Genomic DNA, 14,951 nt, shown 5'->3' with positions numbered 1-14,951 from the left:
CGGTCATTGCGCCGCCTCGGCACGGGGGGAGCGCCGGGTCCGACGGCGGTCCGAGCGACCCTCGTCGACCCACGGCAGGTGCATGGTCACGGCCCTGCCCGCCTGCACGAAGATCCCGCGTCCGTCCGGGAAGTCCGTGCGCTTGACGCGCCCGAACGGCACCTTGAACAAGGTGTCTCCGTCATAGGCGTCCGGCTTGAGGGCGATCCCCTGGCGAGGCGATTTCCACTCACCGAGCACACCGGAACCGCCACCGGCGCGGGTGATGTCGGCCTCCCCCACCAGGAGGTGGTCACTGTTGTTGATCGCCTGCAGGAGCGCGCGCATCGGCCGGTCCGCCGGACCGTCCGCGAGGTGCGGCATGTCCTCCACCACGATCATGATCCGCCCTGGCACGCTCTCGTCCGCGACGATATCGGTCAGCTCGGTCACCAGTTCCTTCTCGTCGTCGGGCCGCACAGCACTGCGGACCCAGTCACGGAACTCGGTGAGCTGGGCCCGCCGGTTGCCCAGGTGGAACAGCTTCACCTCCGGGTCGAATCGCTCCACCGCGGTGACGAACGCCCGCAGAGCATTCGTCTTGCCCGACTGAGGTGGTCCGGTGATCACGAAGGACCCGATCGGGTCGAAACCGCGGGGAGCGAGCGTGTCGTCTGCGATCCCGATCGCGGGCATACCGTCCACCGAGTCCGGCAGCTGCGCTGCGTCGATCCGGGTCGGCAGCGCGCCGATCTCCGGCACCTCGGGTACGCCGCGCTCGCGCAGGCCTGCGGCCAGCTCCTCGAGCGCTTTGGTCTGTTCCGCGACGTTGGTGGACCCACCGAGCGCGGCGATCTGCACCTCGTTCTTGTCCACCACCGCGCGCCCTGGGGCGGACTGGTCGTCGAGCACGTCTTTCGGCGCTCCCAGCATGAAGTACTGGTTCGGGTCGGCCAGTCGCAAGATCACCCTGCGGGAGACATTCGAGACCACAGCCGTGGGCACAGCACCGCCACGGTCCGCCGTCAGCACAGCGTGCACACCCAAGGGGCGTCCCTCACCGAGGATGCGCATGAACATGCGGTAGAAGGGGGCCCGCGCCGAGGTGATCTCCCATTCCTTCTTGAAGTCCGGATAGTTGTCGATGAGCAGGATGATCCGTGACATCGACGGGTCCACCAGGTCGCGGTACTCACTGAGGTTCGCCGCGTTGGCCGCAGAGAACGCGTCCGACCGGCGGCTCAACTCGGCGTCGAGCGTACGCATCAGCCGTTGCAACCGCTCCGCGTCGTCGCCATCGATGATCGAGCCCACGTGCGGCAACTTCTCCAGCGCTCCGAGAGCACCGGAGGCGAAGTCGAGTCCGTATACCTCGGTGCTGCCCAGGTCGGGACGCATCCCTGCGGCAGTAGCGAGCGTCTTCAGCACGGTGGACTTCCCGGAACCCGAAGTGCCGAAGATGAGCAGTGACCCGTCCCGGTCGGGGGCGAAGTACACCGGGTCCTGCCGCTGGTGCGCGGGCAGGTCAGCCAGGCCCAGCAGCACCCGTCCGTCTCCCTCGGCCGGCAGGTCGCGCACGTCCACCACGGCCGGCAGGTCGTCCAGCCACGGTCGTCGCGGCACGGGCAGGTTGGCGGCGTCCGCGGCCCGGATAAGGGTGTTCACCACACGCCGCTGGTCGTTGGGGCCCAGGTCCTCGTCGTGAGAGTCCGACTCCGGCGGACGCTCCGGTTCCCACTCGGCGGTGGACCCGAACCGCAGCTCGGCGACCTTGACCTCAGCAGTGATCACCTCGTCCTCGGTGGTCCAGCCACCGGCGTAGGCGGACTGGAACGGCACCAGACGCCCCGGTCCGGTCTTGGCGATCCCTCGCCCGGGTATGGACGGTGGGAACGTCGCCGCGATCGGGTCGTCGACGACGTCCTTGGAGTCCGCCTCGTCCGCCATCCGCAGCGCCACCCGGAGGTTGGTGTTGGCACGCAGGTTGTCCTTGATCACACCGGCCGGGCGCTGGGTGGCCATGATCAGGTGGATGCCCAGGGACCGTCCGCGTTGGGCGATGTCGACCACCCCGTCCACGAACTCCGGCACCTCGCCGGCGAGCGCCGCGAACTCGTCGATCACGAGCACCAGTGCCGGTGGGCACTCCGGGTCCTGTCGCTTCTCCAGCTCCAGCAGGTCCTTGGCCTTCTTCCGGTTGAACAGGTGCTCCCGGAAGTGCAGCTCGGCCCGGAGGCTGGTCAGTGCACGGCGAACCAGGTGCTGGCTCAGGTCCGTCACCAGTCCCACGCAGTGCGGCAGCTCCACGCAGTCGGCGAACGCGGACCCACCCTTGTAGTCCACGAACAGGAAGGTCACGCGATCCGGGCTGTGCGCCGAGGCGATGCCGAGCACCCACGCCTGAAGGAACTCGGACTTACCGGCCCCCGTGGTGCCACCGACCAGGGCGTGCGGTCCCTGCGTGCGCAGGTCGAGAGTCATCGCGTCGCTGGCGCCCTGACCAATGATCGCGCGCAGGTTGCCGGCCTTCTTCAGCCGGGGCCTGGGCGCGTCGGAGCGATCGATGATGGTGTTGTTCTGTCGCCACCGGTCCACCACGCCCTGCGGCTCCTCGGCGACCTCCTTACCCACCAGGGAGAGGAACATGACCGAGTTCGGGATGTCCGAGGCGTCGTGCACCACGGTGCTCGCATCCACCACTGGCGCCAGGCGCTTGGCGAAGGTGTGCATGTACGCGTTGGAGACGCCCTCCACACCCACGTGCTCGTACCGGTCACCGTTGCGCACCAGACCCACGGTCGCGTCGTCCAGACCGGCCGTCACGTCGATATAGCTGCGGCAGGTAGCAGGCAAGGACTCCACGGTGGGTGAGACGAACACGGCGTGCACACCCACGTCAGCCCCCGTTCCAGGGCCTGCACGAGTCGGGGCCGGTCCACGGGGGCGTCGTTGGTCACGAAGACGACCACATTGATCGGTGGGGCCTTCTTCATCTGCTCAGCGGCGCGGTTCACGTTCGTGCCGTAGTGCATCGGGTTCCAGGTCTCGTTGAACGGACCCCGCGGGTCCGCGCGAGATGCCCCGCGCAGCACATACTCCTCGAGCGAGCTGAGCAGTGCGTTCGCTGCCGGAGCGGAATCAGCCAAGGGCAGATCCTTGAACGGGCTCGTCTCACTGGTGGTGTGCGGCAGCCATTTGATCCACTCGAGCTCGCCGGCCCACTCCGCGTCGGTGAACGCCACGGCGACCACTTCGTTCGGGGCGTGCAGACCCAGCACCTGCACCGCCAGCCCGCGCATGGCGTCCGACGCCGGCCCAGTCGGACCGGCCACACCGACCGATCCCACGTCGCGCAGCGACTCCAGGATGGGAACGTCGTCGACGTAGCGGAACCGTTCCTTGAGCCGGTCCACCCGGTGGATGTACTCGGGCAGGCCGTCCTGGGAGTCCCGGTCGGCGATCGAGTTGCGTGAGGGTGCCCTGCTCAGTCCCATCCGCAGGGCGAGGAAGTTCCAGTGCTCCGGTCTTCGGGTCCACAGCAGCGGTCCCAGCCGCATCGCATGCTCGAACACTTCCGCGACCGGCGGCACTTCCTCGTTGCGCGCCTGCTCTTCCTCCGGTTTGGCCCGGTACAGGGTCTCCTCGAGCTCTTCGTACTGGCGCTCGAAGAGCATGATCTCGTGATTGCGCTTGTTACCGGTCTGGTTGCGCTGGTTGATGAAGTTCCCGAGTGCCATCAGCGGCGTCATCAGGATGAGCAGCAGCGCCCGTTCCCGGCCGGTGATCGCGAAGATGGACCCGGCCATCAGGATCGGCGCCACCAGCATCACCCACGGGAAGAGCTTCTGGACGGTCTCGGTGGGAAGCCGGGGAGGCGGGTGCTCCACTCCGGGATAGCGGACTTCCACCCGGGGGCTGCGGTTGAACAGCAGCCCGCCGCCGCGTTCGAGCACTGGATCTTCGGCAGAGCCGTCGAAGTCGCCAGCGAGGTAGAGCATCAGAGTGGTGCCGCCGATCACGAACGGCTTGCCGGGGACCAGCCGGATGCGCTGCACCTGTTCACCGTCGACCAGCACCCCGTTGGCCGAGTTCAGGTCGACCAGTTCGACGTATCCGCTCACCTCGATGCGGGCGTGCTTCTTGGAGACCATCGGGTCGGCGAGCACGATGTCGTTCGCCGGGTCACGTCCGATCGAGGCGTGCCCCATCGCGAGGGGGAACTCCTGCCCACGCAACGGTCCGTCCGTCGCGCGAAGGACCCCGACGGCGTTGCGAGACTTAGCCGAGGAGGTGACGGTCTGCTGCTCACCCAGGTTGAGCACGGACGCCGCGAAACCGGAACCGATCGGTGCCTCACCGATCGGCACGTCCGGCTGCAGAGGTTCGAACCGGTCGGCAGTCGGGGGCGCCACGGCGAGGGTGAGCACGTCCTGCTCACTGGCGATGATCGTCCGGGCCGGGTCCGACTCGGCGATGTACCGGGCCACGTCCGCAGCCGTGGCGGTGGAGTCCGCCGTGACCACGATGTCTGCGGGCGCCACGCCCTCACGATGCAGAGTCAGCTTGACCTTCACGCCTCACGCCCCAACCTTGAGGTCTCTCCCCGAGCCGCGGTCATGCCCGTGCCACCACGGCAGTTCTCTCCCCGAACCGTATCGTGTCGCCTATCACGGCGAGACCTGGCTGCCCTGGCTGCAGCTCGCGCTCCACACCGTTGTGCACGATCGAGGTCCCATTGGTGGACCCCTGATCCATCACGGTCACGCCGTGCTCGACGGCACGCACCAGGACGTGTGTCTTGGAGACCGAGCGTGTGTCGTCAGGAATGGGATGCACCTGCGCCCCGGGGGCGGTCGCGGGCGGTGCCGGGTTCCGACCCAGCACGACGTCGCCGGAGATCACCACCCGTGCACCGCTATCGATCACGAGCGCGAATCCGACGGCACCAGCGGGGCTCGGCGGTACGGGGGGTCCGTGCGGCGGGTGCGCCTGCGCCTGCGCCGGTACAGGGCCGGCGGCAGCAGGTGGGGCAGCAGCCTGCGCGGGCGGGGCGCCCTGGTTCCGCGCAGCCTCCGAGGAACTCTCGACGGCGGCCGGTCCGGCAGGGGCCGGCGTCTCACCCTGGCCAGGTCGAGAGGAGGCCTGACCGGAGGTCCAGGGCACTCCGGTCACCATCGGCTCATCAGGCGCAGGCGCAGGCGCAGGCGCAGGCGCAGGCGACCCTACGCCGTCGGGCGGTGCTGCCTGGGCGGGCCCGGTGGACAGGTCCGGACGCCCGCTGCCCACGGGCGCGCTGGGATGGTCCTCGCCCGATGCGGAGCGCCGGTAGGCGCCCATCACCGGGCGTCCGGGGACGGGTGCGGCAGTCGGCTCGGGCGCCGGCTCCGGTTCTTCGGCACCGCTGAGGCCCACCACCGGACGGGGCCCTTCACCATGGGGGCGCGCGATGCCGAGCACCCCGGCACTGACCCGGGCTCCGGGACGGTAGGCCTGCTCCTGGCTGGCGTCCGCCGGGGTTGCCAGCGACGGCATCGGCTTGGGCCGGGCGACAGGTTCGGCCATCACCGTCTTGCGGGCGATCCGGATCCGCTTGGCGTCATAGGGCTGCAGTCCCTTGCGTACGTCCACCATCCAGCTCCGGCCGACCATGTCGTGCCACCCACGGCCGCGCTTCTCCGGGTCGAACAATGGCGAGAGCAAGAACAGGATCGGACCGATCACCACGAGCCCGGACAGCCAGATCACCAACGACCGGAGCAGGATCCGGAAGAACCCGGGCCGTTCCAGTGTCTTCACGTTGATCGACCGCAGGCCGAGCATGGATTTGCCGAACGTGAAGCCTTTGCGACCGTGCAGCGCGATCTGCACGATGCAGTAGGCCAGGCTGAGCAGGAACGAGATTCCCATCATCACCACGGCCAGGATGAACTGCGGGTGGTTGATCAGCCCGTACCAGCTGATCCTCGCCGTGAAGTACTTCAGCAGCAGCGGGAGCGTGAAGACCCAGTACGGCACCTGGAGCACCAGGTAGAGCGCCGCATCGATGATCGCGGCCACTGCGCGGCGCAGCAGCGGGGCGGGAACCAGGCCGAGGGCAGCGGCATAGGCCGGATCGGGCCGTCCGTCCTCGTCCAGTCCTTCGATCGTCTTGTCGTCGTCGTCGACCTCCCAGATCGTCACCTGGGGCTCCTCCCCGCTCGTTCAGGTGCCACACACACTCCAGGGCACACCGTACCGACCCAGCACCGGCTCGCGCCTCTGGCAAGATCGGGGACATGTCCCCATCCGGACCGCCGTCCCAGGCGGATGCTGACCGTTCTCACCCGGTGGAGACGGTGCACTTCGCCGATGGCAGCGAGGCGCGGCTCGTCCGGGACGAATCCGGCTGGTCGTTGACCATCGACGGGGTCCGGCAGGCACATGTCGGGGACCCGGCGGCTCCGCCGGTGCTGACGTCGGTGCGCTGGATGCTGGCCGCGCTGGGGGCCGCCCTCCCCGCCCGATCGGCGCATCTGGGCGGCAGTCTGCTCACCCTTCCGCGGGCGATCGCGGCCCGCCAGCCGGAGGCCGAGCAGGTGGTGATCGAGCTGGAGCCGGAGCTGGTCACACTGGTGGAGTCCCGGTTTCCGCCGCCTCCGGGCACGCGAATCGAGGTCAGTGACGCCCGCACCTGGCTGGACGCACCCACCGAAGGTGACCTGGACGCCGTCGTGCTGGACATCTTTTCCGGGAACCGGATCCCGGCGGCGTTCACGTCGCGGGAGTGTTTCACTGCCGTGCGAGCGGCACTCACCGGGAGCGGCGTGCTGGTCATCAACTCGGTCGCCGGGCCGGAGCTGGAGTTCACCCGCCGCGAGCTCGCCACGCTGCGCGAGCTCTTCGATCACGTCGGCATGATCATCCAGGGATCGGTGCTGCACGGGGCCAGGTTCGGCAACGCCACCCTGATCGCCTCCGGCGCCCCACTGGACGTGGCCGTCATCCAGGCAAACCTGGCCGGGGACTCCTCCAAGGGGGTGCTGCTGACCGATCTCGACGACATCATCGGGGACGCTCGACCGGTCACCGACGCGGACGATCTGTGGTCGCCGGTTCCGCCACCGGTCGCGAACGTCGACCAGGCGCTGGAGATGATCGAGTCGCTGCGTGCCGCGGTGCGGGAGATCACGCCGCCGAGCTGAGCATCAGGAGCTGATGTCGGCGGTGGTGAACCGGCTCCAGGCGATGCTGCCGGCGAGCAGCACCCAGACGGCCTGGACCACCAGGCCGGGTGCGAGTGCCGCCAGGTCGACCTCGAGGCGGAGGAACTCGGCGAAGTCGATCCAGTGATGGGTGAGCAGCCCGGGGTGGATGGCGGCCAGTTGCGGAAGGCTGTCCAGCACCGCAGAAACCACCGCGACCGTCACTGTTCCGGCCATGGCGGCGACCGGGGTCTCGGTGAGGGTGGACAGCAACACACCGACCATGACGAGGCCGCTCATCGACATCGCCACGTAGGCGGCGACGCCGAGCACGCGAAGCAGGCCCGCCCCGGCGGCGATGGTGTCCCCGGAGAGCAGCACCAGATCAGTGATCCCGAACAGGACCGCGCCGGTGATCAGCCCGACGAGCGCGATCGCGAGCACCGCCACAGCGGCGAAACACAGTGCCACGACCGCTTTGACGAGCAGCAGCCGGGTGCGCGGCACCGGCACCGTGACCAACGAACGCAGCGTGCCCGTCGCCGCCTCGCCCGCGATCGTGTCACCGGAGACGATGCCGATCGACAGGGGCAGCAGGAACGGTAGGCACGTGAACAGTGCGGCCACCACGAGGAACAGCCCATTGCCGGCGACCCGTCCGATGAACCCCGGTCCCTGGGACCCGACGACGGTGTCCTGGGTGATGAAGATGACCACGCCGAGCAGGATGGGCACCGCCGCCAGGCCGAGCAGGAGGACCAGGTTCCGGCGGCGGCCGAACACCAGGCGCAGCTCGCTGCCGAGAAGGCGACGCAGCCCACCCGCGGTGGCCGGCGCCGTCGGGGGTGTGATCGTCTCAGCGGGCGACATCGAAACCCTCCCCGGTCAGCCGGACGAAGACGTCCTCCAACGTGGGCGTGCGCTCGGCCAGCCCCAGCACCGGGACGCCTGCCGCGACCAGGGCACGCGTGACGTCGTCGGGGCTGATCTCGCCCAGGAGCGCCTGCAGCTCGGTGCCATCGATGACCACGTCGGTCAGGCCGAGGGTGGCGAGCACCTGCGCGGCACCGGCGGCGTGCTCGGGGTCGGTGCGCACCCACAGGTGCCGCTCCGCCTGGGAGGTGAGGCCGGTGCGCTCCCCCTGCAGCACCAGGCGCCCGGTGCTCATGATCCCCACGTGGGTGCACACATTCTCGATCTCGGCCAGCAGGTGCGAGGAGACCAGCACGGTGGTGCCCGCCTCGGCAAGCTCACCGACGAGCCTGCGCACCTCCCGGGTCCCCTGCGGGTCGAGCCCGTTCGTGGGTTCGTCCAGGACGAGCAACTCACGCGGGCGCAGCAGGGCGGCGGCCAGGCCGAGCCGCTGCTTCATCCCGAGGGAGTACTGCCGGTACTTCTTGTGTGCCGCGGCGGCCAGTCCCACGCGATCGAGCGCCTCGTCGATCCGGCCCTTCCGGTGCGGGGGCGCGGAAGCGTCGCACGCATCCAGCCGGACCAGGTTCGCCCGCCCGCTCAGCCACGGGTGGAAGGCGGGCCCTTCGATCAGCGCACCCACGCGGGGCAGCACGTCCGGCCCGGCGGCCGGCATCGGGCGGCCGAGCAGCCATGCCTGCCCGCTGCTGGCGCCGATCAGGCCGAGCAGCATCCGGATCGTGGTGGTCTTCCCGGACCCGTTCGGGCCGAGGAATCCGTAGACCGCGCCGCGCGGGACATGCAGATCGATACGGTCGACGGCGACCTGGCCGGAGCGGAAGCGTTTCGTCAGTGCCTCGGTGCGGATGGCGAGCTCGGCGCCCTCCTGCTCGGCGGGCTCGGCGGGAGTGGGCGACGGCGTGGCACGCGGCTCGCCCGCCGCCTCCCCCGGGTGGGGCGAAGCGGCGGGCGAGTCGGGCGTGCGGGTGCTGGTCACGCCATCTCTTGCAACGTCTCCACCGGGACGGACCCGATGAGAACGCGACCGTCGTCGGTGATCAGTGCGCTCAGCAAGCTGGTGCTGAGTACCCGCCCCTCGGGCACCTCCGTGGTGAGCTGCTCATACAGGGCGGCTGCGTCCAGGCTGGGCGGGCCGTGATTGCCCTCGGAGTCGGACATGAACTCCTCCATCAGCTCCTGACCGCTGTCGGAGCCGGGCATCGGGTGGGAGCCCGCGGCGTCGGCGAGGGCCTCCGGATCGCCGGCGAGCAGGCCCTCGATGTCCATATCGTCGATGATGACCACCGATTCCCAGCCCTCGCCGACGGTCTCGGGCGGCGTGTGCTCGGTGGGGGCGTCTCCCTCGGCGGGAAGCGACACCGTCTCCTCGACGACCTCCGCACCGGCCGGGGCGCTGAAGGAGAGCACCGCATCGTCCGGGGTGGCGAAGCTGACGTCGGTGTACCCGACCTCGAGCGCGGGGGTCTCAGCAGTGTCGGAGGTGCTCCACACCTGCACCTGCAACGGCGTGAAAGTCTCGCCGTCGACGGCGATCCGCACCTGTTCGACGAGCGTCCCGTCGGTCTCGGGGTGATCTGCAGCTGGTAGGCGTCCCTGCCGGCGACCGTGGCCTGCTCCAGCACAGTGACGGAGGAGAACTCCTCGACGTGGGCGAGCGCCTGCTGGGCTGCCTCTTCCGGGGTGGGCAGGTCCGGGGCACCCGGTGCGTCGCGGGCGTCCTGGAGGCGGGCTTGTGCGGCATCGTCCAGGGTGTAGTGGGTGGCGACATCGTCGGTGCTGGAATACGTCCAGGCCTCCGGGCCGTCATGCACCACGGAGTACTCCGAGGCCGACCCGAGCAGGGAGATCCGTGAGCGTTCGGCACCGTCGGTCCACACGCGCAGTGTGGAGCTGCCGTCCAGCAGACCGATCGGGTCGGCCCCGGTGATCTCCGTCAGACCACCGGTGGGCAGGCCCAGCCGGGCAGTGTGCACAACAGTGCCGGAGTGGGCGGCGGGTTCGGCCTCGGCGACCTGCGTGAGCAGCTCGACCGGGGTGAGCTCCGGGAGGGAGGACTCGTCCGCCGCGGCGAGCAGGGGTGGGCCGGCGAGGGCACCGGCAGCGACGACGGCGGCCACCGCGGGGACCGCCCACCGGGCCCGGTTGGAGAGGGTGCGAGAGGTGCTCATGGATCCAGTGTGCGCGCCGGTGGCTGAGACCACGCTGAGAACCTCCCCTGGGCCCGGGTCGCCGGCGGCAGCGATACTGGCAGGGTGCGGGTGCTGCTGGTGGACGACGAGCGCGGTCTGGTGAGTGCGCTGCGGCGCGGCCTGGTCGCCGAAGGGTTCGCGGTGGACGTCGCCTACGACGGTGAGACGGGTCTGCAGGCGGCGCTCGACGGTGAGCACGACGTGATCGTGCTGGACATCATGCTGCCGCGGCGCAATGGTTACGACGTGGTGACGGCGCTGCGCCAGGCCCAGGTGTGGACGCCGGTGCTGCTGCTCTCGGCGAAGGACGGCGAGCACGACGTGGCCGACGGACTCGACGTGGGGGCCGATGACTACCTGACGAAACCGTTCGCCTTCGTGGTGCTGCTCGCCCGGATCAGGGCACTGCTACGCAGGCCGGCGGAGAGCCGCCCGCCGACCTTCGCCGTCGGGAATCTGCGCCTGGACCCGGCGGCCCGGGCGGTGACGCACGCGGGCGTACCGGTGGAGCTGACCACCCGGGAGCTGGCGCTGCTGGAGTACCTGATGCGGCACGCGGATCGGCCGGTGGGCAAGGTGGAGCTGCGCGATCACGTGTGGGACGGCGCCGGGGAGGACGTCAACGTGGTCGAGCAGTATGTCGGGTACCTGCGCCGCAAGCTCGGCCGAGAGGCGATCACCACGGTGCGTGGCGCCGGGTACCGGGTGCTGGGCGGGTGAATCCCGACGGCGGAGGGCCGCCTGGTCAGGGAGGCCCGCCACGGCGGTGGTCCGGCAGGCCGTTGCGGCTGCGGCTGACCCTGCTGACCGCGGGGCTGTTGTGCGTGACCCTCGCGCTGGGGGCGCTCGCCCTGACCACGGTGCTTTCCCGCGGCCGCGTCGCGACGCTGGACGAGATCACGACGGCTCGAGCGGAAACGATCGCCGCACTGGCAGCGGATGACCGGATCGCGGCGACCCTCCCGGTGGCCCAGCCCGGGGAGATCGCGCAGCTGCTGGACGCCGACGGGCGTGTGCTGGCGTCGTCGACGAACGCGAGCAGGACGCTGCCGGTGGTTCCTGCGGACGAGTTGGAGGGGCTACTGGGGGCACGCGACGGGGAGGTGGTGGTGACGACCACGGCCACCGCCTACGACGAGGAGGTGCGGCTGGCGGTGATGGGTGCCGAGTACCGGGGTGAGCCGGCGACGGTGGTGGTGAGCATGCCGCTGGCCGAAGTCCGGGGCCTGCTGCGAGCCCTGGCGATCTCGCTGGTGGCGATCGTGCCGGTGCTCACCTTGCTGCTGGCGTGGACCATCTGGCTAGTACTCGGTCGGGCGCTGCGTCCGGTGGAAGAGCTACGCCGCGGGGCGGAGCGCGTGGCCCGCACCGGCGGGCCGGGGACGCTGCCGGTGCCGCGCACCGGTGACGAGCTGGGGGCCTTGGCGCGCACGTTGAACGAGATGTTGGATGCGCTGGATGCGGCCGCGTCCCGGCAGCGCAGTTTCGTGGCTGATGCGGCTCACGAGCTGCGCTCGCCGTTAGCCTCGTTGCGGACCAGCCTCGACGTGGCGGCGGCGCACCCAGGCAGCTACGCCCAGGAGGAGCTGGTGGCCGACCTGGGGCACGAGGTGGGCCGGATGCAGGACCTCGTGGAGGACCTGCTGCTGCTCTCCCGGCTCGGGTCGGCGCCTACTCGAGCCGAGGAGCTGGACCTGCGGGCGCTGGTCCGCGAGGCGGTGCGTGATGCGCGGACCGGGCCGGAGCCGATGGTCGAGGGCGAGGGGCGCGGGGTGGGTGATCACGCGGCGCTGGTGCGAGTGCTGCGCAATCTGCTCGACAACGCCGCCCGGCACGCCGACTCAACTGTCCGGGTGCAGATCACCGATGGTGAGGTGGCCGTGGAGGACGACGGCGCCGGGGTACCCGAGGCCGACCGGGAGCGGGTGTTCGAACGGTTCGTCCGGTTGGACGAGGCCCGGGAACGGGAGGCAGGCGGCGCAGGGCTGGGTCTGGCGATCGCTCGGGAGGTGGCGCGGACCCAGGGCGGGGAGGTCACGCTCACCGGGTCCGAGCTGGGTGGGGCGCGAGCGGTGCTGCGGGTGCCGACGGGGCTCCACGCCGTCTAGGTAATTGCGGTAGAACTTGTCCGCTTCGGAGGCATAGCACGCAAAGCACACTCGAGTAGGTAGCTGCCGTGACTGCCGTCGTCCGTCCACGCGTTCGTTCGCGCGAGCTCCTCCACATGCATCGAGGCCTCGTCGCGATTCCACGTCTTTCCGCGGAGCACCCACCGCGCCATGACTTGCTGAATCCCCACGACATCCCAGGTATAGACCAAGTCGGGGAAGCGACCATCCTTGCTGAGCCGTTCGAAGTAGGTGAACGGATCGACACCCAGGCCTACGCGAGCCCCGATCATCGAACCGACTTCTAGTCCGGCCGGGAGACGACTCTGGTTGTAGGCACGCAAACCGAAATCGGCGACCCACGCCCGATGATCGGTATGGACCACCCTGGCAACAATGTCGTACACATCGTCACCCAGGTGAACAGCACTGATGGACGAGGAGTCCCGTGGGAGGACGTCACCCATCGGAAAGAACTCCAGCGCGAACTCTGCCCGATCACCTGAGGAGAAGTCACCGTAGTTACCGTCCTGGATGATCCAGGCATCGAGGCCTATCCACCAGTGGGCCGACTCGGCGCGCATCGGATCATCCTACTGTCCGCACGCATTCGGCGGCGGAAGAAGCACGTACGATCCGTCCATGCACACGATCACGAAGGGGTATGCCCCGTAAGCGTCCCGCCCAGCTGCGAGCTGAGGTACAACTCGTCCAGTCTCGATCATCGGTGCCGATCCGGAGGGCCGAGGTTGGCGGTGCCAACCTCTCCGGTTCAGCGCGCGCGGCTGTCCTCCGCTATGAGTTCCGCACACGCCGAAACCGCGGTGCCGTACTCGTCGCCCTTGAAACCTGGCAGAGGGCGACGGTGGTCGCCGAACCAGCCCCTTCCTCCTGCGGAATCTGGGAATGCTGTGGCTTCCACCGACCGACCTCAGAGACCCGCGACATCATCGAGAGGCTGCTCCATCACGCTCCGGCCAGGCCAGCGCGAGAGCTCCGGTCACTGGTCCGGGACGCAGACCACCGGATCGCCGGCGACTCACCGCCGTTCGGCTGGTGGCGCAACCCGCTCACCTGGTGCGAATGAGCGCGACCGACGCACCCCGCCGTCGCGGTAGAAGGCGTCGCTCACCACCACTACGATCGCCCTGCATGTGCAAGTGTGTCACTCTGGTGATACACATTGTGCTACTCCAGTGACACGGTTCAGCGGGGGAGGGGCAGCGAATCTGATGAGAACCATGCTGATCATGGTGGGCTGGCCGGTCCTGGCAGGGCTGGTGCTGGCCGTCCTCACGGTGGCGATACGGCGCGATCGCCTGCAGGCGTCGGTTCCCGGAGCGGTCCGGGTGTGGGCGATCGCCGGGCTGACGGCAGCGGTGCTGCTGGCTCTGATCGACCAGATCGGCGGCGTGTTCACCTTCGTCTGGGGCACCCCGGACCTGACACGACTGCTGATCACCCTGGATTTCGTCGGACCACTCGTCGCCGCCGGCGTGGCTGTGGCGATGCTGGTCCTCCCGCTTCCTCAGCGCCGACGAGGTGGCTCGGCCACGCTCACGCGCCGGGGCCTGGCGACATTCGTCGACCGTCGCTGGCTGATCCTGCCGGCACTCGCGCTGGTGCTCGTGCTGGCGCTGACAGTCACCGGCGGCGCGTTGGCTGGCCCGGATGGGATGTATATGACCGACGCCGGCATCATGCAGTTCGGCACCGGGATCTACGGTTGGCACCGGTCGATCCCGTCGTTGATCGCGATCGCCGCGCTACTCATCCCGATGCTGCTCACCCTCCTGTGGATCTCGCGGCCGCCGCTGCAGGATGACGAAACGGGCGATGTCACAACCCGGCGCTGGCGGTCCCGCCAGATCCTGCGTGCCGCGAGCGCGGGTCTCTTGATGCATCTGGCGAGCGTGCTGCACTCCTTCTCAGCTACGGCATCCACGCGAGCTAGCGCCTCGACGTCCGAGGGCCCAGTCTTCGTGCAGGGCGCGTTCTCCGCTCTCGAGACCCCACTGAGGGTTGCGGGCTTCGGGGTCGATGCTGCTGGATGGTGGATCGTATTTGTCGCGCTCGTCGTGGCGGTATCCACCCGGACAATCCGCGCGGCCCGGCTCGAGTAGCGGCTGTGACCCGATGACACTTCGAATCAGCCTGACCGGCCAGGACTCCCCCGCTGACCAGATCCGTGAGCAGATCCATGGGCTCGTCTCCTCCGGACGCTTGGCTGCCGGGGAGCGATTGCCGTCAGTGCGTCAGCTCGCCCACGACCTGGGCGTGGCGGCCGGCACTGTCGCCAAGGCCTACCGGCGTCTGGAGGCGGAGGGCATCCTCGTCAGCCGCATCGGCTCCGGAACCACGATCAGCAGCGCGGCTACACCGATCCCGCGCGAGGTGATCACGCATGCCCGCGCCCTCGCCGACGCTTCGCGAGCCGCTTCGCTGGAGCCCGACGACGCCGTGCGGGTGCTGCGGGCGGTGTGGCCGGAGGATGGCTGAGGCAAAGCGACACGAATTCGCCAGTCTGGGGCAACATACTGCGCAGGCCCACGTAGCGTGTC

General features: G+C 69.4%; 12 protein-coding genes. 5 read left to right on the top strand and 7 right to left on the bottom strand.

Annotated features, from left to right (window positions below):
* Positions 1–3: 3 nt before the first annotated feature.
* From BLU77_RS22795 to BLU77_RS17260, 3 genes are all read right to left on the bottom strand, one after another.
* Positions 4–2,859: an FtsK/SpoIIIE domain-containing protein gene (locus tag BLU77_RS22795; protein ID WP_245708926.1), complete on the bottom strand. Its 2,856-nt coding sequence runs from the start codon at positions 2,857–2,859 to the stop codon at positions 4–6.
* Positions 2,799–4,520, bottom strand: a complete 1,722-nt coding sequence (locus BLU77_RS22790) for an FHA domain-containing protein (protein WP_245708925.1) — start codon at positions 4,518–4,520, stop codon at positions 2,799–2,801. Before BLU77_RS22790 ends, BLU77_RS22795 begins: the two co-directional genes overlap by 61 nt.
* A 73-nt stretch (positions 4,521–4,593) precedes the next feature.
* Positions 4,594–6,159 (bottom strand): RDD family protein, encoded by a 1,566-nt coding sequence (locus BLU77_RS17260; protein ID WP_089774264.1) that lies wholly within the window; start codon positions 6,157–6,159, stop codon positions 4,594–4,596.
* A 95-nt stretch (positions 6,160–6,254) separates the two neighbouring features.
* On the opposite strand from BLU77_RS17260, the gene BLU77_RS17255 reads away from it, so the two are divergent.
* Positions 6,255–7,160 (top strand): spermidine synthase, encoded by a 906-nt coding sequence (locus BLU77_RS17255; RefSeq protein WP_139177830.1) that lies wholly within the window; start codon positions 6,255–6,257, stop codon positions 7,158–7,160.
* Between the two features lie 3 nt (positions 7,161–7,163).
* Here BLU77_RS17255 and BLU77_RS17250 read toward each other — a convergent pair whose 3' ends face one another.
* The 3 genes from BLU77_RS17250 to BLU77_RS22785 all read right to left on the bottom strand — a co-directional run bounded on the left by BLU77_RS17250 (position 7,164) and on the right by BLU77_RS22785 (position 9,632).
* A complete protein-coding gene (locus BLU77_RS17250; RefSeq protein ID WP_089774262.1) occupies positions 7,164–8,030 on the bottom strand; it encodes an ABC transporter permease in 867 nt (288 codons plus the stop codon).
* A complete protein-coding gene (locus BLU77_RS17245; RefSeq protein WP_245709012.1) occupies positions 8,017–8,940 on the bottom strand; it encodes an ABC transporter ATP-binding protein in 924 nt (307 codons plus the stop codon). The genes BLU77_RS17250 and BLU77_RS17245 overlap by 14 nt, the downstream gene beginning before the upstream one ends.
* A 125-nt stretch (positions 8,941–9,065) precedes the next feature.
* On the bottom strand, positions 9,066–9,632 hold the full coding sequence (locus BLU77_RS22785) for a hypothetical protein (protein WP_245708924.1): 567 nt from the start codon (positions 9,630–9,632) through the stop codon (positions 9,066–9,068).
* A gap of 713 nt (positions 9,633–10,345) precedes the next feature.
* On the opposite strand from BLU77_RS22785, the gene BLU77_RS17235 reads away from it, so the two are divergent.
* Both BLU77_RS17235 and BLU77_RS17230 read left to right on the top strand, forming a co-directional pair.
* On the top strand, positions 10,346–11,002 hold the full coding sequence (locus BLU77_RS17235; protein WP_089774260.1) for a response regulator transcription factor: 657 nt from the start codon (positions 10,346–10,348) through the stop codon (positions 11,000–11,002).
* A complete protein-coding gene (locus BLU77_RS17230; protein ID WP_089774259.1) occupies positions 10,999–12,390 on the top strand; it encodes a sensor histidine kinase in 1,392 nt (463 codons plus the stop codon). The genes BLU77_RS17235 and BLU77_RS17230 overlap by 4 nt, the downstream gene beginning before the upstream one ends.
* Here BLU77_RS17230 and BLU77_RS17225 read toward each other — a convergent pair.
* Positions 12,387–12,974: a hypothetical protein gene (locus BLU77_RS17225; protein WP_089774258.1), complete on the bottom strand. Its 588-nt coding sequence runs from the start codon at positions 12,972–12,974 to the stop codon at positions 12,387–12,389. The genes BLU77_RS17230 and BLU77_RS17225 overlap by 4 nt on opposite strands.
* Before the next feature lie 648 nt (positions 12,975–13,622).
* Here BLU77_RS17225 and BLU77_RS17220 point away from each other — a divergent pair.
* Positions 13,623–14,513 carry a hypothetical protein gene (locus BLU77_RS17220; RefSeq protein ID WP_139177829.1) on the top strand — a complete coding sequence of 297 codons (891 nt, stop codon included), beginning with the start codon at positions 13,623–13,625 and terminating at the stop codon, positions 14,511–14,513.
* A 13-nt stretch (positions 14,514–14,526) separates the two neighbouring features.
* Complete coding sequence (locus BLU77_RS17215) at positions 14,527–14,889, top strand: GntR family transcriptional regulator (protein ID WP_089774256.1); 363 nt, start codon at positions 14,527–14,529, stop codon at positions 14,887–14,889.
* Positions 14,890–14,951 lie beyond the last annotated feature (62 nt).

Origin of the sequence: Ruania alba (genome assembly GCF_900105765.1) — a bacterium.
In the GTDB taxonomy this organism is placed as follows: Bacteria; Actinomycetota; Actinomycetes; order Actinomycetales; family Beutenbergiaceae; genus Ruania; species Ruania alba.
This window is presented reverse-complemented; position numbering and strand designations above follow the sequence as displayed.